The 17,865-nt window shown below is 66.9% G+C and carries 21 protein-coding genes and 1 pseudogene; 11 read left to right on the top strand and 11 right to left on the bottom strand.

What is annotated here, in order from left to right; translation table 11 throughout:
* Positions 1-8: 8 nt before the first annotated feature.
* The gene (locus JYA52_RS09945; protein ID WP_205653024.1) at positions 9-764 is read right to left on the bottom strand and encodes a lytic transglycosylase domain-containing protein; all 756 of its coding nucleotides are present in this window, start codon (positions 762-764) and stop codon (positions 9-11) included.
* 46 nt (positions 765-810) lie between these two features.
* A complete protein-coding gene (locus JYA52_RS09950; RefSeq protein ID WP_205653025.1) occupies positions 811-1,113 on the bottom strand; it encodes a DUF4193 domain-containing protein in 303 nt (100 codons plus the stop codon).
* Positions 1,114-1,308: 195 nt separating this feature from the next.
* Here JYA52_RS09950 and JYA52_RS09955 point away from each other — a divergent pair, with 195 nt between their 5' ends.
* Entirely contained in the window at positions 1,309-1,776 is a 468-nt protein-coding gene (locus tag JYA52_RS09955; RefSeq protein WP_205653026.1) for a DapH/DapD/GlmU-related protein, read from the top strand.
* 35 nt (positions 1,777-1,811) lie between these two features.
* Here JYA52_RS09955 and JYA52_RS09960 read toward each other — a convergent pair whose 3' ends face one another.
* From JYA52_RS09960 to JYA52_RS09975, 4 genes are all read right to left on the bottom strand, one after another.
* On the bottom strand, positions 1,812-2,393 hold the full coding sequence (locus tag JYA52_RS09960; RefSeq protein WP_307869349.1) for a TetR/AcrR family transcriptional regulator: 582 nt from the start codon (positions 2,391-2,393) through the stop codon (positions 1,812-1,814).
* A 154-nt stretch (positions 2,394-2,547) separates the two neighbouring features.
* Positions 2,548-3,132, bottom strand: coding sequence for a histidine phosphatase family protein (locus JYA52_RS09965; protein WP_205653027.1), 585 nt, complete (start codon positions 3,130-3,132; stop codon positions 2,548-2,550).
* A gap of 46 nt (positions 3,133-3,178) precedes the next feature.
* On the bottom strand, positions 3,179-4,483 hold the full coding sequence (locus tag JYA52_RS09970) for an MFS transporter (protein WP_240460172.1): 1,305 nt from the start codon (positions 4,481-4,483) through the stop codon (positions 3,179-3,181).
* A 7-nt stretch (positions 4,484-4,490) separates the two neighbouring features.
* The gene (locus JYA52_RS09975; protein WP_240460173.1) at positions 4,491-5,384 is read right to left on the bottom strand and encodes a dihydrodipicolinate synthase family protein; all 894 of its coding nucleotides are present in this window, start codon (positions 5,382-5,384) and stop codon (positions 4,491-4,493) included.
* 126 nt (positions 5,385-5,510) lie between these two features.
* Here JYA52_RS09975 and pdxR point away from each other — a divergent pair, with 126 nt between their 5' ends.
* Together pdxR and JYA52_RS09985 are read left to right on the top strand one after the other, a co-directional pair.
* A complete protein-coding gene (gene pdxR / locus JYA52_RS09980; protein WP_307869350.1) occupies positions 5,511-6,905 on the top strand; it encodes a MocR-like pyridoxine biosynthesis transcription factor PdxR in 1,395 nt (464 codons plus the stop codon).
* A 66-nt stretch (positions 6,906-6,971) separates the two neighbouring features.
* Positions 6,972-7,385: pseudogene (locus JYA52_RS09985) on the top strand (5-formyltetrahydrofolate cyclo-ligase); the annotation flags it as partial.
* Between the two features lie 190 nt (positions 7,386-7,575).
* Here JYA52_RS09985 and JYA52_RS09990 read toward each other — a convergent pair.
* The 3 genes from JYA52_RS09990 to JYA52_RS10000 all read right to left on the bottom strand — a co-directional run bounded on the left by JYA52_RS09990 (position 7,576) and on the right by JYA52_RS10000 (position 9,275).
* Positions 7,576-8,235 carry a cyclodeaminase/cyclohydrolase family protein gene (locus JYA52_RS09990; protein WP_205653029.1) on the bottom strand — a complete coding sequence of 220 codons (660 nt, stop codon included), beginning with the start codon at positions 8,233-8,235 and terminating at the stop codon, positions 7,576-7,578.
* Positions 8,236-8,298: 63 nt separating this feature from the next.
* Complete coding sequence (locus tag JYA52_RS09995; RefSeq protein ID WP_205653030.1) at positions 8,299-8,529, bottom strand: zinc-ribbon domain-containing protein; 231 nt, start codon at positions 8,527-8,529, stop codon at positions 8,299-8,301.
* A 32-nt stretch (positions 8,530-8,561) separates the two neighbouring features.
* A complete protein-coding gene (locus JYA52_RS10000) occupies positions 8,562-9,275 on the bottom strand; it encodes a TetR/AcrR family transcriptional regulator C-terminal domain-containing protein (RefSeq protein ID WP_205653031.1) in 714 nt (237 codons plus the stop codon).
* Between the two features lie 323 nt (positions 9,276-9,598).
* On the opposite strand from JYA52_RS10000, the gene JYA52_RS10005 reads away from it, so the two are divergent.
* The 4 genes from JYA52_RS10005 (at position 9,599) to JYA52_RS10020 (ending at position 11,559) form a co-directional block, all read left to right on the top strand.
* Complete coding sequence (locus JYA52_RS10005) at positions 9,599-9,853, top strand: hypothetical protein (RefSeq protein ID WP_205653032.1); 255 nt, start codon at positions 9,599-9,601, stop codon at positions 9,851-9,853.
* A gap of 3 nt (positions 9,854-9,856) precedes the next feature.
* The gene (locus JYA52_RS10010; RefSeq protein ID WP_205653033.1) at positions 9,857-10,096 is read left to right on the top strand and encodes a hypothetical protein; all 240 of its coding nucleotides are present in this window, start codon (positions 9,857-9,859) and stop codon (positions 10,094-10,096) included.
* A gap of 73 nt (positions 10,097-10,169) precedes the next feature.
* Complete coding sequence (locus JYA52_RS10015) at positions 10,170-11,225, top strand: iron-containing redox enzyme family protein (protein ID WP_205653034.1); 1,056 nt, start codon at positions 10,170-10,172, stop codon at positions 11,223-11,225.
* A 55-nt stretch (positions 11,226-11,280) separates the two neighbouring features.
* Positions 11,281-11,559 carry a CDGSH iron-sulfur domain-containing protein gene (locus tag JYA52_RS10020; protein WP_205653035.1) on the top strand — a complete coding sequence of 93 codons (279 nt, stop codon included), beginning with the start codon at positions 11,281-11,283 and terminating at the stop codon, positions 11,557-11,559.
* A 15-nt stretch (positions 11,560-11,574) separates the two neighbouring features.
* On the opposite strand, the gene JYA52_RS10025 is transcribed toward JYA52_RS10020, so the two are convergent.
* A complete protein-coding gene (locus JYA52_RS10025; protein WP_205653036.1) occupies positions 11,575-12,435 on the bottom strand; it encodes a GOLPH3/VPS74 family protein in 861 nt (286 codons plus the stop codon).
* Between the two features lie 93 nt (positions 12,436-12,528).
* Positions 12,529-12,873: a CBU_0592 family membrane protein gene (locus JYA52_RS10030; RefSeq protein ID WP_205653037.1), complete on the bottom strand. Its 345-nt coding sequence runs from the start codon at positions 12,871-12,873 to the stop codon at positions 12,529-12,531.
* A gap of 219 nt (positions 12,874-13,092) precedes the next feature.
* On the opposite strand from JYA52_RS10030, the gene JYA52_RS10035 reads away from it, so the two are divergent.
* The 4 genes from JYA52_RS10035 (at position 13,093) to JYA52_RS10050 (ending at position 17,821) form a co-directional block, all read left to right on the top strand.
* Complete coding sequence (locus tag JYA52_RS10035) at positions 13,093-14,013, top strand: LysR family transcriptional regulator (RefSeq protein ID WP_205653038.1); 921 nt, start codon at positions 13,093-13,095, stop codon at positions 14,011-14,013.
* 102 nt (positions 14,014-14,115) lie between these two features.
* Positions 14,116-14,265: a lmo0937 family membrane protein gene (locus tag JYA52_RS10040; RefSeq protein ID WP_205653039.1), complete on the top strand. Its 150-nt coding sequence runs from the start codon at positions 14,116-14,118 to the stop codon at positions 14,263-14,265.
* Between the two features lie 131 nt (positions 14,266-14,396).
* Positions 14,397-14,954: a hypothetical protein gene (locus JYA52_RS10045; RefSeq protein WP_205653040.1), complete on the top strand. Its 558-nt coding sequence runs from the start codon at positions 14,397-14,399 to the stop codon at positions 14,952-14,954.
* Entirely contained in the window at positions 14,951-17,821 is a 2,871-nt protein-coding gene (locus tag JYA52_RS10050; protein WP_205653041.1) for an ATP-binding cassette domain-containing protein, read from the top strand. Before JYA52_RS10045 ends, JYA52_RS10050 begins: the two co-directional genes overlap by 4 nt.
* Positions 17,822-17,865 lie beyond the last annotated feature (44 nt).

A 17,865-nucleotide genomic window follows, 5' to 3' on the forward strand; every position in this document is an offset into this window, starting at 1 on the left:
CTCTGAAGTTATCCGACCGGGCCTGACTGCGCGGCGTAGTGGTTGGCCTGCTCCCGCACTTGGTCCACGTAGGAATCAGACTGGTTGTAGGAGTAGACGGCCGCGGTCCAGCCCCGGGCGGTGGTGAGGTCACGGCCGCCGCCGCACAGGTACGAGGCGGCGCTCAGGGCGGCGTCGTCGATGTTGAGCGGGTCGGCTTGTCCGTCACCGTTCCCGTCCCGCCCGGCCAACTGCCAGGTGGAGGGAATGAACTGCATCGGTCCGACGGCATGGTCCCAGTGGGCGTCGCCGTCCAGGGCGCCGTCGTCTGTGTCAGGGATGGCGGCGAAACCGTCGCCGTTGAGGCTGGGGCCGATGATCGGCCGGCTCGCCTGCCCTGCGGCAGTCAGGCTTCCGCCACCGTGGGTTCCGTGGGCAGATTCGACGAAGCCAACGGCCGCCACCGTGTTCCAGCCGATCCGGCACGTGGGGGCCGCCGCGTTTGCCGCGCCGGCCGCGGCCGCGTAGGCCCGCAGGGCGCGGACCGGTATCTCGGTCCGCTCCGCAGTCCGGCCCAGCCACTGGGCGTCAAAGATGCCCCGGGTGATGTTCACGGCAGGGGTGCTGCCTGTTGAGAGCACCTCGAGTTTCGCCTCCGACCGGGGCGGTGGCGGTGTGGACCCGCCGGTCTCCGCGCCGGACAAGCGGAGTGCCCAGAACGTGAAACCGGTGACGACGCAGAACGCGAAAATGGCGAGGACCGCGAGGCGTTTCAGCCGGAGCACGGACTAGCCGAGCCAGCCCGCGGACATCCCGGTCCGCAGCAAGGCCTTAGCCTTCGCAGTCAACGCAGAATGCGTGACCGTTCTTTTCCTTGGCGATCTGGGAGCGGTGCCGGACCAGGAAGCAGGAGTAACAGGTGAATTCGTCCACTGCCTGGGGAATGACCTGAACCACCAGTTCCTCGGCGACGAACTCTCCGCCCGGGACGGCCCCGTCGTCCAGGCCATCGGCTTCATCAAGCTCACGGACAACACTGCGGGCGTCGGGGGCATTGGCGGAGTGCAGGGCCTGCAGGGAGTTATCCTGCGATTCCCGGACGTCGGATCGGACTTCGTCGTAATCGGTTGCCACGTAAGTGTTCTCATTTCAAGGTTTGTTGTCTGACAGGAATGCAACTTACACCATTGCACGGCATTCCCCGCCACCATGAACCGGAGTCCCGGTTGTCGCCGGAACAGAGAGCCCTACTAGAGCGTTAACTTCAACGACGTAGTTTCGTCGACGGCCCGGTCAGGAACGGCGGGCACGCTGAGGAACAGGAAGGGAATGCGCAACACCATAGAATCCGTGGAGGACGACGCCGGCAACGTCGTCACCTACCGCCGCCACACGAACGGCGGCGGCCTCGTTGGCCGGGGCGCCAGGGTGGGCACCACATCGGCCATCGGGTCCGCCACCTATGTAGAGGCCGGCGCCCGGATTGGCGCAGGATGCCGGATCGGCTCCGGCAGCTGGATCGACCGAAAGGCGCACATCGGCGACCATGCCGTTATCGGCGACGCCGTGTACGTGGGTCCCGGGGCGGTGCTCGGCAACCGGGTCCGCATCGGGAGCCACTCGCGCATCGGGGCCCGCGCCCAGATCGGGGACGGCGTCCGACTGCACGCCGACAGCACGGTCCCTGAAGACGGCAACATCTCGGCAGTAAACTCGCCGTCTCCACCCCCTTCGGCAAACGTCTCTTCGGCAAACGCACTGCCCGGCCACAAACGGCCGAAGCGCAGCGCGGCGTAAGCCGGGTCCAAAGCCACGTCGAGTGTGACCGAGGCCTACGAAACGGCCTCATGAACAATTTGGCGGGCGGCAGCCTGAGCCAGGCGCGGGGTATCGGGATCCAGGGTGTCGATGCCGAGTGCCAGCGCCCCTTCGAGAAGGAGGGTCAGCATTCTGGCAAGCGCGTCCGGGTCGGCGGCGCATGTCTGCCGGGATACGCGACGGATCCACTCCAGGACTCCGGCCCTGTGCTCAGAGACTCTGAGTTGCACGACGCTTCCGGTACCGGCCTCGGCAGAGGCCTTCAGGAACGCGGCACCCCGGTAATCCTCGGGATGCCCGTCCCAGAGCAACGCGTCAAACATGCCCACCAGGCGTTCGGCCGAGGGCATGGGATCCGGTCCCGCCGCCTGCCGCAGCGCCATGGTCCATAGTCTGTCCATCTCGTCGAGGTAGGCCAGGACGAGAAGCTCTTTCGTGGGGAAGTACTTGTAGAAGGTCGATTTGGCGACCTCAGCCTCCTCGATGATCCTGTTGACGCCGACGCCGCGCAGGCCGTCGACATAGAAGAGGTCCGAAGCCGTCTGAAGGATGCGGTCCCGTATGCCGCTGTTCCGGGCGTCACTCACGTTGCTCACTTTCACCCCTGCCGGGTGGTGCGCAGGTCCGACCGCCGCGTCCGCTGCGTTCTGATGGAATGCGATGCGTTGCGTTCGCGGTCACCGCATGAAACTAAGCCTGCTTATGGCTCTGCACTCCACCCTACGCTCATCGCCGCCGGAACGGTGCCGGTCAGCTCTGGACGGCAGCTACTACCCGCTGGCCGTTGAAGTACTCCAGCTGCCAGCCCTCGACGGCATGGTGGTGTGCCAGGTTGAGGACGGCGTTGTCGATGCTCTGCAGGGTGCGGCCGATGGCGCGGCTGAGGCTTACACGGATGAGTGTGCCGTGCGCGACGACCAGGACGCGGCGGCCGCGGAACTCCTCTGCCAGAGCTTCCAGCGAGGCCAGCCCGCGGCTGGCCGCCGCGTCCTCGCTTTCGGCTCCGCGGAAACCACCGGGGATGCGCAGTGCGTCCAGTTCGGGGCCGTCCTGCAGTCCCTCCGCCGGCCCGAAGCTACGCTCGGCGAGCTCGGGCACCCGCCGCGCCACGCCGACTCCGAGCCCGGCAGCAATCAGATCGGCGGTTTCCGCCGCACGGCTCAGCGGTGAGGACACGATCGCGTCCCACTCGTAGCCGGACAGGACGTTGACGGCGTCGCGCGCCTGGCCGCGGCCGACGTCGTTAAGCGGAATGTCGGTGGATCCCTGCAGTCGGCGCTGCGCATTCCAGTCGGTCTGGCCATGGCGGACAAGGGCGAACGTCGTAAGGGTCATGCTTTCCATTCTCCGCTACAGCCGCGGCCCGTTCGGCCAGCGCCACTCAGCGGGCAACTCCTGCGGCGTCGAGTCGGTGCTGCCCGGATGCCCCGGCTGGGCCTTGCTCATGCCCTTGCTCATGCAAGGCGCGCTCCCGGCCGCGATCCAGAACCGACGCTCCGACGGCGGCCATGATGGCGGCCACGGCCACGAACAGAGGCAGATGAGTGGCGAGCGAGACTGCAGCGCCGCCCAGGGCAGTTCCTGCTGAGCCGGCGGTGATCTTGAGGGCTCCAACCCAAACGAATACCTGGCCCCGGGCCTCCAGCGGTGCGTACTCGCTGCGTGCGGCCAGGGTCGCGGCGAAAAAGTACGAGTTCAGGATCCCGGCGATCGCATAGGTCACGACGGCGGCAGGGAAGCTTCCTGCCAAGGCCGCCCCGACCAGCGCGGCACCTACCCCCGCAGCAAGCCATGTCATCAGGCGGTCGGCGTCCGCACGTAGCGGCCGGATCATCACCCCCGCTGAACCGGCCAGGCCACCCAGTCCATAGGCCGCCGTGATGGCCCCGGCCGCAGCCGGTGCAATGCCAAGTTCGCCCGTGGAGGCAACGGCGGTGATGGGCAGCACCGCGACAGACAAGGCGACAATGACCGTCATGTAGAGCGTTCGGCGCAAGGGACCGGTCGAGAACATCATCCCCAGTGTCTGCGCGGGGCGCGGAACGTCCGACGCGACAGCCGCGGGCGGGGAAAACGGGAGGAGCCTGATGACGGCTGCCGCGGCAAAAGTAGCTCCGGCCAGGAGCAGGGCCGCTACCGCCGGACCCGCCCATGCCGAGGCCGCTGCAACGACGGAGGGTCCGATCGTGCCGCCAATGCCGTAGGTGGCCACATCCCAGCCCTGGGCCCGGCGCTGGCTGGATCGCTCCGGCCCCGCTATCGCCGGCAGCCTGCTGCTGATTCCGCCGGTCAGCAGCGGGCCGACCAGCCCGGAGGCCACCAGCAGTATCCCCGTGACGGCGGGCCAGGCCACCGGGTAGACGAGCACCGCCGCGGCGAGGGTCACGCCATGAGCCATGCACGCCAGAGAAATCACGGTTCGGCCGTCCCGGGCAGTATCCAGGCATCGGGCAACAAACGGGCCGAACAGGTGGGGAGCCGTGATGCAGGCGCCCAGAAGGCCTGCCATCCATCCTGGCGAACCGCTGGTGGTCACAAGCAGGATGATGGCAACAACCGCACCCCCGTCCGCGCTCCGGGCCAGGGTGGCTGCGACCACGTAACGGGCCAGTCCGCCACGTACCTGCGGGACTCCCGCTGCGCCCGCCGGGGCGGTTTGGGGAGAATCGATCCGTGGGGAGCGCATGGGGAGTTCATGCCTCCAATCCGCAGCGGCGAAGCGCCTCGGCCACTTTCAGGCGGCCTTCTCTGTCCAGGCCCTGAAGGGGCAACGGCAGGCTCGGCGATGAGATCAGTCCAAGGTCCTCAGCGATTGCCGCGGTGACGCGCAGGCTGGCGTAGGCGCGGTAGAGCGACCACACCGGCTCGAGGCTCGCTGATGCTTCCAGCGCCTGAGCCCCACGGCCCGCCAAGGCGTGGTCCAGAATCATCTTCGCTGCCTCGGGAAGCACTCCTGCAATCACCGAGTACCAAACGTCACAGCCGGCAAGCAGGGATTCAGCAGCGGACCAGTCGCCGCTGACGCCCACGGACGTTCCCTCCGGCAGCACCGAACGCAGCGCCCGGAGCCTTTCAAAAGCCTGGCCCGGCTGGGGAGGCTGGATCTTGATCGAAGCGATCGCCGGAATCTCGGCAATGCGTGCCTGCAGCTCGTCGGTGAAGGCAAATCCGGTGGTGGCAGGGTTGTCGTAGACAACGATGGGCACGGAGGATGCCTCTGCGATGTCCTTGTACAAGCCGAAGACCTCGTTCTCCGTCAATCGTTGGTAGGAGACCGGAGCCAGGAGCAGGGCCGAGGCCCCCGCTGTCTGCGCGTCGTCGACGTGCGCAAGCACATCCCTTGTGCGCACGGCGCCCACACCGGCGAGAATGGGAACACCGTCGGCGGCGTCAACAGATGCCTCAAGGACGCTGCGCCGCTCCTCCCGCGACAAATAGGCATAGTTCCCCGTGGAGCCGAGCACTCCAAGGGAGTCCACGCCTGCCCGCGCTGCACGCGATACCAGCAGGGCAACAGCCTTCAAATCGATGTGGTCCTCACGAATCGGTGTGAGGGGGAACGCGCAAAGCCCGCTGAACACGACCATCCTTCTTTCTTCTGGGGGCGCGCCAAACCTCGCGGGTGTGCGGCCTCTGCATTTGCTTACCCGTTCATCGTGCCAAGGCCTTTGGTCCTACAGTAGATCCAAGAAGAATCAATTCAGGAGGTCCAAGTGGGAGAAGCTGAAATTCCCCTCATGCTTGACCGGGACAGTCCGTCTCCCCTTGCTGCGCAACTGGCAGGCCAGCTGCGCAGCGCCATCCTCAATGGGGTTCTTCGGCCAGACCACACCCTTCCGGCGACACGCAGGTTGGCTTCCGAACTCGGGATTTCGCGGGGCGTCGTGGTCCGTGCCTTTGAGCAGTTGGCAGGGGAAGGCTTCCTCGAAAGCCAGGGGGCGGGGGGCACGCGGGTGGTGATCCGTCCCGACGTTCAAAGCGCCGCACCCAAGGAACGTCCTGCATCCGGCGGCCATGATGCCAGGCCCGTTATTGATCTCACGCCCGGACGGCCTTCCGGCACGCCTTTCAAGGACCGGGAGTGGCGGCACGCATGGCGCAGGGCGGTATCCGAACCGGGCACCACACACTTGCCGCCGCCGCTGGGAACAGCTGCCTTGCGGGAGGCCGTCGCCGGGCACCTGGCAGTGTCCAGGGGCCTTGCGGTCGACGCGGAGAACGTCATCATCACGGCCGGGACCAGCGATGCATTGCAGCTCGCTGTGGCCACGCTTCGGGGCGGGGGTGACCGCCCGCGGATCCTGGTTGAGGACCCCGGGTATCCAACCGCAAGGAGAGTCATGTCCGCTGCCGGCGCGGCGGTGGAAACCGTGCCGGTCGACGGCGACGGACTGCGGGCAGCGCAGCTGGCATCGCTTTCGCGGCTGCCGGACGCCGTGCTGATCACGCCCAGCCATCAGTATCCCCTTGGCGGCCGAATGCCTGTACAGGAACGGCTGGGGCTCCTGAAGTGGGCGGCTGATCACAACGTGCTCGTCCTCGAAGACGACTATGACAGCGAATTTCGTCACCGCAGAATGCCCCTGCCGGCCGTCGCCTCGCTTCCGTCGAGGGCGGACGTTGCCCTGCTGGGGAGTTTCTCCAAGACCCTCAGCCCGTGGCTGCGGTGCGGCTACCTCGTGGTCCGGGGCGAATCAGGGCGCAGGCTGAAGGCCATGCGCGAAGACCTGGGCACCCCGGTCCCCGGCATACTCCAGTCGGCGCTTGCCCACTACATCCGGGGCGGAGGGCTGTCGCGGCACATTACGCGGGCCCGCCGCGAGTACGCACACCGCAGGGCCCTGCTTATTGAGCGGCTCGGGAGCCGGGCAGACCTCGAACTTGGAGCTCTCGACGGCGGTCTTCACGCAGTCATCCGCTTTCAGGGCAAGGACGCCGCCACACTCTCGGCCGAGGCCCTTCAGCGGGGTGTCCGCGTTGTCCCCCTTGCTGACTACTATGCAGACCGCCCGCCCGTGAATGGACTCGTGATCGGATACGGCGCACCGACCGACCTGCAGCTCACCAAAGCCCTTGATGTCATCACCGGCCTGCTCGACGAGGCTTGAGAGGGATCCCGTCCAGCGGACCCTGACAACGGTGCACGCCGAGGGAACTAAAGCTAGTGTCGTGGAATGGAGTCGGACGCTTTAGTGAGGGATGCGAAAGGTACTTTGCGCGCCGAGGTTCGCCGCCGCCGTCGGACTCGCCCGGTGAGTGAACGGGAGACTGCGACCGCAGGCCTGACGGAGAATCTGTCCGCCCTGGTGCGTCACCGTGCCCCCGCCTTGGTGGCGTGCTACCTGTCGGGTGCGGACGAACCGAACACGCGGCCGTTCCTGAGCTGGGCCGCCGCCAACGGCGTCGAGGTTCTCGTTCCGCTGAGCAGGCCGGACGGGCTGCTGGACTGGGTGCATGCCCGCGGCGGGACCGAAGAGGTCGGCCTGTTCGGCATCTCCGAGATGGTCGGGGACGTTGTGGATCCCAGCGTGTTCCAGAGTGTTGACCTGCTGCTGATCCCCGCGGCCGCGGTCGACCGCTCGGGGATGAGGATGGGGTGGGGGCGCGGGTACTTTGACCGGGCCCTGGCGTCGCTGCAGGAACAGCCTCCGTGTTCGCGGTGGTCTTCGACGACGAGCTGCGAGAATCGGTCCCGGCTGAGAGCCACGACCGGCCCGTGGACGGGGTTGTCACTCCACGCCAGATCCTCGAATTCTGAGCAGCGGACACCGCCCCGCGCTAGTCGACGTCGGTTGGGGCGGCGCGGTGGTCTATCTCTGCCGTCAGTTCGTCGATCCGGTCAAGCGCGGCGCTGAGGTGCTCGACGGTCGTCCACAAGGCTGGATGCTCTTCCCGGATGCGTTCGAGGGTGGTGCCCGCTGAGGTAAGAGCCGCGAGATCGAAACTCACGTTGGTGCGCGCCCCTGTCACCGCTGCCCTGAGGGCACCGAACGCGACGACGACATCGGCAATGAGCGCCGGGTTGCCGTTGGACGCAAGCCACCCCAGGTCTCCAATGGCACCGATAGCCCGCTCGCCCAGCACCGCGGATGCCTTGGCAGCGTCGACGGATGCCTGGTGTATCGCGTCCTCGCGTTCCGGCCCGGGCTCCAGCCGGAACGCGGCGCCGAACGCCTTGGATGCTGACGCGTCGTCATCGGCGAGCCGAAGGGCCTCTTCCCGGAGCGCCCTCGCCCGCGCGTGAACATCGGCGAGTTCCCCGCGCTGGTGCTCCTCCGGTTCCGTGTATCCGGCGACCATTGATGTCAATGACGCGGCGACGGCGAGCATCAGCCCCGCCCCGGCCCCTCCGCCTGGCGAACCGATGGACTCAGCCAGGGCCCGCGTCCAATCCTCAACCGTCGAGCTCTGGGTTGTTACCGCCTCAGAATCAGCCATGACACCCAGTGTGCCTGTTAGTTGGCCCGCCCGCTGAACAGTTCGCCGATGAGTGGTTCATGTTCACCGGGCCAGCGCGTTTTTCTGACGGGAGCTGATCGTCGACATCTGCCCGCAGTTCGAGCAGGTGATGCGGTAGGACCGGGAGGTGGTGAAGACGGGAATGAAGAACAGCGTGAACTTGGTGGAACGCTCTTCGAGGTGGTGATGGAAGAACAGCCCGCAGGACTGGCATGTGGCCGACCGGCCCGGCAAGGGGCGCAGCACGGTCTTTAGACCAAAGAGCAGAATCATGGGTGGTGCCTTTCAAACGTAAGAGTGGCCGCTCACGCGGTGGTTGGGTGGCCCGGGGACGGGAGGCGCGCGGCCAGGCCGGAGAGCAGGATACTCAGGCCCTGGTCCAGTTCGGCCGCTCCGTCGTAGTCGGCGAGAACGGGAGCCAGGGCGCGGAGGCGCGGAAACTCCCTCGCCGACAGGCGGTGCAGGCCAAGACGGAGCAAAGCCTCGTTTTCTTCGGGATCGACAATGAATTCCTGCAGTTCGTTGAGGATGTGACCGTACAGGAACCCGTAATAGGCCCTGTACACGTGCAGCGCATCGCGGGCATTGAACCCGGCGTCGATCAGCAAGGACAGGATTTGCTCCAGCGGACGCAGTGTCCCCAGAGGGCGCAGGCCCAAGGGCGTGGATAGCGGCCGGGTGACCAGCAGCGGTACGACGTTCGGATGCCGCAAGGCCAGCAGGCGCAAATCGTGGGCAATCCGCCGCAGCTGCGCCTGCCAGTCCGGGTCATCGGGAATGATCGCCAGCTCGTTCAGGACGAGTTCCGAGACTCCGTCCAGCAGCGCGGCGCGGCTGGCCGCATAGCGGTACAGGCTCATCGGGTCCCGGCCGAGTTCCTGCCCCAGCCGGCGCATGGTCAGTGCATCGAGCCCTTCCGCATCCACCAGCTCCAACGCAGCAGAGAGCACCACGTCCCGGCTGAGGCGCTTCTTCTGGCCGGGCGCCGGGGTGGCCACCGGGTTCTCTACGGGCACCATGGGGTTCCCTCCTTAGGGCCGAGCGGGCCTGCCACTCGTCAAAATAAGCATGCTTGCTTACTCCGTAGTCTACGGGTAACGTCTACGTTGTAGAGAAACTCGTTATCACCGGTTTTAGCAGCGGGCACGAAGCTGCCGGACCTCGGAGGTCCCCAGCCGCCCGCCGCGGCAGCTGTGCCGGGACTGCCTTCACGATGCTCCATCCCCGGACCCGCAGACTTGCGGCAGTCCGGAACTGCTTTAGCGCCCAGTGCAGGCGTTGAAGCCTCAGCCGCTGCAGCCTCACGGCGGCACAGAACGCACCCCGCGGAAAAGAGCCACTCATGGCAACTTCGCAGTACGACCAATTTCTGAACGAAGCCACCGCCGACGACGGTACCGACTCGACGCTAGGACGGGACTGCCTCTACGGCCTCTATACAAGCTGGTGTTTCCTGCAGCAGCGGGCGCCCCGGCCGGAAGGCGCCTTCTGGGCGGCCATGAGGAAGAAGCACGTCGATCCCGGACACAACGGGCTCCGCATGAAGGGGCCGGCCGCCGCCGACTACATCCTGGCCAGCTACCCGGGCCTAGTCTGACCGGTGAGCACCTTCGCCAGCAGCTACGTCCCCCGGGACGCCCACCAGCCCAAGGGAAAGCAGCCCTGGTGCGCGACATGTGATACCGACTTGCACCTCGCCGTGGACTCCATCGCCGTCATGGACCGCCGACGGGAAATCCTCGCCGTGGCCTTCGATTGTGCGCAATGCGGCGGCGCCCGGGTGCTGTCCACCACCGTGGGCTTCGTCGCTGCCGTCCTGGCGCGAGTTGAGGCTACTTAGCAGTTAAATGCTAACCATGCTTACTATATTCACCGGTATACGATGCCGCCCCCGGTCACCGCCTAGGAGAAATATGAAGATCCCTGAACCGCGCGGATCCGTCAGCGCCGGGCTGCTGAGCTTCCTTTCCGGCCAGCCCGGGGCCGACCCGGCAGGACAGGAGCACCTGCACGAGCTGGTAACCGCGCAGCTGCGCCTCGTCGGCGACATCATCGACGATGACGACCTCCAGCTGGCACTGTTCTGCCTCTACGAGCTTCATTACGGCGGCCTCGACGGCGTGGATGACTGCTGGGAATGGAACCCGGACCTGATCCGGGTCCGGCAATTGCTGGAATCGCCGTTCGAAAAGGCGCTGCGCACGGCGGCCCACGAGTGCGCCCCGCTGGCAAGCCTGCCTCCGGCCGAAACCCTGAGCAGCGATGACGTGGCGGACATCCTGTTCGAGCTCGCCGCCCGGGACAGCGGCCCAAGCATGTCCCGCCACGTCGCCAGGAAGGCGACCCTTGAACAGCTCCATGAGTTCCTGATCCACAAGTCCGTGTATCAGCTCAAGGAAGCCGACCCGCACACCTGGGCGATACCGCGCCTGACTGGGCGGGCAAAGGCAGCACTCGTGGAGATCCAGGCTGACGAGTACGGCGGCGGCCGCCCGGACCGGATGCACAGTGCCCTCTTTGCACGGACCATGCGCGGCCTGGGCCTCGAGGACGACTTTGGCGCTTATGTGGATACCGTTCCCGCGATCTCCCTGGCCTCCGTGAACATGATGTCCCTGTTCGGCCTGAACCGGAGACTCCGCGGAGCCATCGCCGGGCACCTGGCGATTTACGAAATGACGTCTTCCCGGCCCAACCAGCTGTACGGCCAAGGGTTCCGTCGCCACGGATTCGGTGCAGAGGTGACCGGGTACTTCGACGAGCATGTGGAAGCGGACGCGGTCCACGAGCAAATCGCGGGACGGGATCTCGCCGGCGGCCTGGTGGAGGCGGAACCTGGCCTCCTCGGGGACGTTCTCTTCGGTGCCACGGCTTCCCTTGCGATCGACGCTCGGCTCTCCGCCCTGATTATGGACGCCTGGGACAACGGCAGGTCCTCCCTGCGGACCGCCGTTATGGCCGACCGGTGACGCCTCCCGGACCTGCCCCCGGCCTTCATTCCTCGCCGCACCAGATCGGAGCCCCATGAATCAGGACCAGCAGAAGCCACCCGGCAACGGCTCGATCGTCCTCTGTCCCGACGGCCCCATCCTGGTCCGCGGCGACTTCGACATCGTCACGCCGTCAGGAGAACCGGTGCCGCGGCAGCGGCAGACCGTAGCTCTGTGCCGCTGCGGGGCCTCCGCCATCAAGCCTTACTGCGACGGCACCCACAAAATGATCAAGTTCCGGACCGAATACCCGGCCGCTCCGGAGGATTCAGGGGTCCCGGAGTCCCCGCAGACCGACCATTCCCGCGCCTAGCGATGTCAGGCAGCATCACAAAGTTGCAGCTTCTTCCTCAGCCAGTCTGATCAGACGCAGTTCGTCCTCAACCGCGCGCGACGGCCAATAGCCCCTCGCCAACTCACTTGCCCGGCTCCGGTCAGCTTCCGGGAAGAGCTTGCCGAACAGCCCGGCCGCCTGAAGCAGGGCGATCAGCGCTGTAGTCCTGGCATCAGGCGTCTGAGCACCAGGCTTGGCGGGAGCTGGCGTCTCGGCAGCAGGCGTCGTGGCGTCGGGTGCCGCGGCCTCGGGTGTCGTGGCGTCAGCCGTCCCGGCATCAAACGCCCCGACATCAGCCCACCTCGCATCAGACACCCCTACATCAGCCGCCCCCGCTTCGGTCGCCACCGCCTCGGTCGCCTCGGCCGCCTTGGACGCAGCCGCCTCGGGATCGGACAGCGCACTGCCGAGTGCGGCCTGGATCCTTTTCAGGAGCGCTTCCTCCGAAGCGTGATCCTTCTTCGGGTACCGCACGGCCCGGAACCGGCCCAGGTGCTTTTCGCCGACATGTTCCACGATGCCCTGTGACGCCATCGCCTCGTAGACACGCCGCACTTCGGCACGGCCCTCCAAAATGGCGACCCACGCCTTGGGAGTGTGGGGCCGCGACTTGCCACGGATGAGTTCCAGCTCGTGCTGGAAGTCCGTTTGCGGGACGGTCCCGGTCGCCCTGACGTGCTTCCCCTGTAGCTCTATCGCACCGAGCATCGCCAGTTCGGCCAGTATTGCACCTGCCAGAGTGGTCCTGAGTGCGAACACCGGCACTTCAGGTTTGCCGTCTTTGTCGTTCGTTGCCAGAAGGAGGAAGGCCTGGGGAAGGCTCAGTTCCACCGCTTTAGGTGTTTCCGCATCCATAGGATCATGGTGGCCCTCTTGGGCGACCATCACAATGAGGATTTACTAGCGGGGGGTGAGCGGACGACGGCGGTACCTCCCGCCGTCGTCAGCTTAAGTAAAGCGAGCGGCTCGAGGCGCTTCAACGATGGCCATTTGGCCGGTTTCGGGGACACCAGGAAACTGCACCGGCGGGGCCTCAGCGGCGGGCGCCGGCGACTCCTGTGTGGACCGCATGCGAACGAGTGCGACAGCGGAAATCAGGAACCACGCGATGTTCGTGACCACGGACGGCCATGCTTCGTGGAAGGCGCCATTGACAATGAAGGCACAGGAACCGAGGAGGTTCGCGGTCTGGAAGCCCTTGCCGGCTTTCAGCCACCCCATGGAGACAGCCAGGTATGCAGTGAGGATCGCAGCCGCGCCTGCCCAGCCGGAAATTTCAAACAGCAGTTCCATGATGTCCTTTCAGGGGTGATGCCCAGCTCCCAGCCGCCGGTCGGAGTGGGGATGGCGGGCTATAGGTATGTGTTTTGGAAGAGGCCATTGTCGAAGGGATCAGTCATCGCGGGACCAGCGTTTTGCTCAGCTGGGTTTGGCTTTCAACTGCAATTATGAGGACGACACTCCTGTAGTGCAATTGCATTCCTCTGAAGATGTGGTTTAGAACTACTTAACATGGATATCGATCCGCGCCGCCTGCGAGTTCTCCTTGCCGTTGCCCGCACAGGCGGGGTGCTCGCGGCCGCTGATGAACTGGGGATTACGCCGTCGGCCGTGTCCCAGCAGCTCAACAAGCTGGAGGACGAAACGGGCCATGCGCTGGTGGTGCGCACGCCCAAGGGCTCGGTTTTGACACCCGCCGGCCTGGCCGTTGCGGAAGCCGGCGAGGAGATCGAACGCGCACTCAGCGTCGCCCGCGCCCGGATAGAGGGCGGGGCCACGGTCGCAGGGGTGGTGCGGGTGGGCGGATTCACCAGCTTTGTCCGCACGGTGGTGATCCCGCGTCTGCCCGAGTGGCGCATCCGGTACCCGCAACTGCAGATCCGGATAGTTGAAGACGACTTCCCTGCCTTGGTCCGGATGCTCCGGCAGCGCGCGCTCGACGCCGTTGTTGTCGAACTCGATTCCACGGCTGTCCAACATTCACTTTCCGCCGGAATGATCGAGGAGCCCCTGCTGGACGAGCCCTGGAAACTGGTGGTTCCCGCGGGTGCCCTGCTCTCCACGGAGAACATCGACCTTGGCCATCTGCCACTTCCGTGGATCGGCGTCGAATCCTCAGCCGCCAATGCTGCGGTCCTCGGCCGGCTCCGTCAGTCAACCGGTGCCCGCATAGAGACTGTGCATCAGTACCAGGAGACGCTGACCGCACTGGCACTCGTCGCGGCGGGCGAGGGTGTCGCCATCATCCCCACCTTGGCGTTGAGCGGCGTCAGCCACGACGGGGTGGATGTTCTGGACGTCCCCGGACTGGGCACGCGGCGCATCGTCCTGCGACGGTTCGACCGGCGGCGGGCAGCCAGCATGCCCGTGGACACAGTCGCGCGCCTTCTGCGGGAATCGGCGGCGGCGTTCGACACGCGGTCGGCAACCTGACTGGCTTCACCCAACGACGTCCCCCAATTGTCCAAAGTTCTCTGGACAATTAGGCCAGATGGGGCTATTTTCTGCTATCTGATCCTTACGAAGGAGACTCACATGTTGCTTTGGATAGCCGTCATCATCGCCGTTCTCTGGCTACTCGGCCTGCTCGGCAACATCGGCGGCGGGTTGATTCACCTGCTTTTGGTTATTGCAGTGGTCGTCCTGGTCTTCCACTTCATCCGTGGCAGGTCGTCCCGCGTGTAGTACGAAACCTTGTCCCGCGGCCGCAGACCGCCGAGTGGAATAGGCGGCCCTCTACGGACGCAGATGGCTGAATATCGTCACACAACGCGACGGCATCCGGATCCGGACAAGCCACGCCCTACCCTTGAAGCGTGACTTTGACTACGATCCGCACCGCCGCCGCGAGCTCCCTCGCCGCCGCAGGTCTCCTGTTTACCCTCGCCGCCTGTTCCACGCCGGCCGCCACCCAGCCAACCACCTCTGCCCCGGCGCCTACGGCAACGGCTTCATCCAGCGCCGCCTCCGAACCCTGCGCCGGCGTGAAGGTCATCGTCGATTCGGGCGCCTTGAAACAGGCTGCCGCTGACACGTCCGTTTGCGTGCCCGTGGACGCGCCGACGCCCGCGTCCAAGGTGCTCGACGAGGCAAAGGTGAAGACCGAGGGCACGGCCGAATATCCCAAGGAACTGGTGTGCCGTGTGAACGGTGTGCCTGCCGCTGACCTCGACATCGCCCACAAGGGCGGCACGTACCAGGAAAAATGCAGCAAGATGCCCGCCGCCTTTGCCTACTGGGCGCTCTGGGTGAAGCCGGCCTCCGGTGACTGGGCCTACGCGCAGGAAGGCCTCTCCACCCTGAAGGTGAGCCCGGGACAGAGCCTCGAACTGCTCTACACGGTCGACGGCGCACCGGCCGCACCCGCGGCATGACCTTTCGGCCCGCGCCGCTGCGCGCCGGGGCGGCTCTCGCCGTCGTCTTCATCGCGGCGCGGGTCATCTACCGCATCCTTTTCAACGGGGCGGGCATTGGCGGCCCCGTCCTGCTCAACCTGGCGGCGGTGCCGCTGCCTGCCCCGTATGCCCATGTGGTCCTCCTCGGTCCGGTAACGGCGCCTGGCCTGTGGGAGGCGGTCCTGTCCGCCCTGCCGATTGCCGGGATGATCCTCGGTTTCGGCCTGCTCAACGCGTTTGTGGACGTGGCGCGCGGCTTCGTTCACCTGGCCCGCGGCGGCCCCATGCAGGGCTTGGCCCGGACGCTTGTGGTCGCCTGGGCGGCGCTCCCGGCCCTCGCCGATGCCGTGACCTCCGTACGCCTGGCGTTCCGGCTGCGGGGCGAACGCTTCGGAGCCCGCGCCCTGGTGCCCGTGCTCGAGCGCACTCTTGAGCACGCGAGCCGGGTTGCCGCGGCCCTGGAGCTGCGCGGCTTCGGGAGCCGGGCAGCACACCAGCCCGGCCAACACAGCGAAGCACCGGTCCTCGTCCGGGACGCGCAGTTCCGCATTGGTGACGCCCGGGTGCGCGCCGCAGCGTTCGCGCCGTCGAGCGGGTCCATAACGGTCATTACCGGGCCGACGGGCTCCGGCAAGTCCACCATCCTGCGAGGCATCGCGGGCCTCCTCTCACACGTTGATGGCGGCGAGATTTCCGGCACCGTGCGCGTCGCCGGAACGGACCGTGCCACCACGCCGCCGCGCGATACCGCCCGCCTCATCGGCGTCGTCCTGCAGAATCCCCGCGCCGCATTCGCCTCTACCCGGGTCCGGGACGAAATCGCCCTCGCACTTGAGCTGCGCGGCATGGCATCCGCCACCGCCAAGGCCCGCGTGCTGGAGGTCGCGGAGCGGATCGGTGTGTCGGCACTGCTGGACCGGAATGTCAGCACCCTCTCGGCGGGTGAAGCAACGCTCGTGGCCATCGCCTCCGCAGTGGTGGACTATCCCGCCCTGCTCCTGGTAGATGAACCCCTGGCCGACCTCGATACCGCAGCCCGCGCACGCGTCATCGCCGTGCTCAACGCCCTCGCCCGCGATGACGGTGTCTGTGTCATCGTGGCGGAGCACCGGGCGCAGCCGCTCGTGCCGGTTGCCGATTCGTGGTGGACCATCGACGACGGCGCCCTGGTACCGGGCGCTGCGCCGACCGCCTCCCCGACGGTTGCGCATCCAGCCCCGGCACAGCCGGCGGAGCACGTGCCCGTCCTGACGGCGACAAAGCTTGCGGTGCACCGTAAGGGTACGCCGCTGGTGCACGACGCCTCCCTGACCCTGCACCGCGGTGAAGTGGTGGCCCTGGTGGGGCCGAACGGGGCCGGGAAGTCGTCCCTCCTCGTGGCGCTCGCCCTCGGTGAAGGAACGGTTGGTGAAAGAACGGTCGACGGCGGCCGCGTCGCCCTCGTCCCGGACGCCTCGGACGACCTCTTCACCAGGGATACCGTCGCGGCAGAACTCCGCGCGGCCGATCGGCGCCAGGCGCGCGCTGAGCGTCAGGCTCGCGCCGGGCGTCAGTCAGGCCGGAGCCGCCCGGGCAGTGACCGGCTTTCCGCAAGGCCCGCGGAGTCACACCTGGCCCGGTTGCGGGGAGACGTCCGGATTCCCATTGGACACGAGCATCCCCGGGACCTCTCTGCAGGGGAGCGCAGGATCCTTGCCATCGCGCTGCAGACCATGGACGACCCCCAGGTACTCCTGATCGATGAGCCCACCCGCGGACTCGATCCCGCGGCGCGCACAGCAGTCTCGGCGGCGCTGCGGGCCGCAGCGGACGCCGGTGCCGCCGTCCTGATCGCCACACACGACCTCGACTTTGCCCACGGCCTCGGCGCCCGGATCCTCCCGATGCTTGACGGCGTCGCTCCCTCCTCCGCACCGGCCAACGCGCCGGAACCGCCCCTTCCGCTTCCCCGGCAGGCGGGTGCCGGACCAAGTCCACGGGTCATCGAACCAACAGACAACCAGGGTGCGGCAAGAAAGCGCCGCATCCGGATGCCGCGGGGGGTCGAGCTTGCCGTTCTCGCAGCGGCAAACGTTCTGGCCCTCGGCGCCTTCTGCTGGCCGCTGCTCGCCGCGGCCTTCCCGGAGGACGCCGCCGCGGCCCTCCCCTACGCGGCGCTGGCCATTGCGCCGCTCGCGGCCGTCGCCATCGTCGTGTCCATGGACGGCTCGGTCCGTTCCGCACACACGGTGGCGCTGCTCGGCGTCCTGGCCGCCGTCGGTTCGGCGATCCGGGTGGCGAGCACCGGCGTCGGGGGCGTGGAGGCGGTCTTTATCCTGCTGATCCTGGCGGGCCGGGCCTTCGGCGCCCGTTTCGGCATGCTCCTCGGCGCCGCCACCATCGCCCTCTCAAGCGCCTTGTGGGGCGGCATCGGGCCCTGGACACCGTTCCAGATCTTCGCCTGCGCGTGGGTGGGCGCGGGGGCCGGCCTGCTCCCCCGCCGGGTGCGGGGCAAGGCCGAACTGTGGATGCTGGGCGGCTACGGCATTTTGGCGTCCTACGTGTTCGGCCTGCTGACCAACCTGTGGTTCTGGCCCTTCGCGGTGGGCGCCGGCACGGGCATCTCCTACGTTCCCGGCGCGCCGCTGGGCACCAACCTCAGCAGCTTCCTGCTCTACTCGCTCGTGACATCGACAGCGGGCTGGGACACCCTGCGTGGCATCACCACGGTCACCGGAATCGCTGTGGTGGGGCGGGCCATCCTCGCCGCACTCCGGCGGGTGAAGCCGGTCTCCAGCCTGGGTGGGAAGGCCGCGGAGGCTCGATCCGCCGCCCAGGCCAGGGACCGGCTTCAGCTCACACCTTGAAGTTACTTGGCCCTCCGGCCTGAGTTGGTTCACCTTAGCTTGAC

This window comes from Arthrobacter pascens (genome assembly GCF_017052465.1).
Lineage (GTDB): Bacteria > Actinomycetota > Actinomycetes > Actinomycetales > Micrococcaceae > Arthrobacter > Arthrobacter pascens.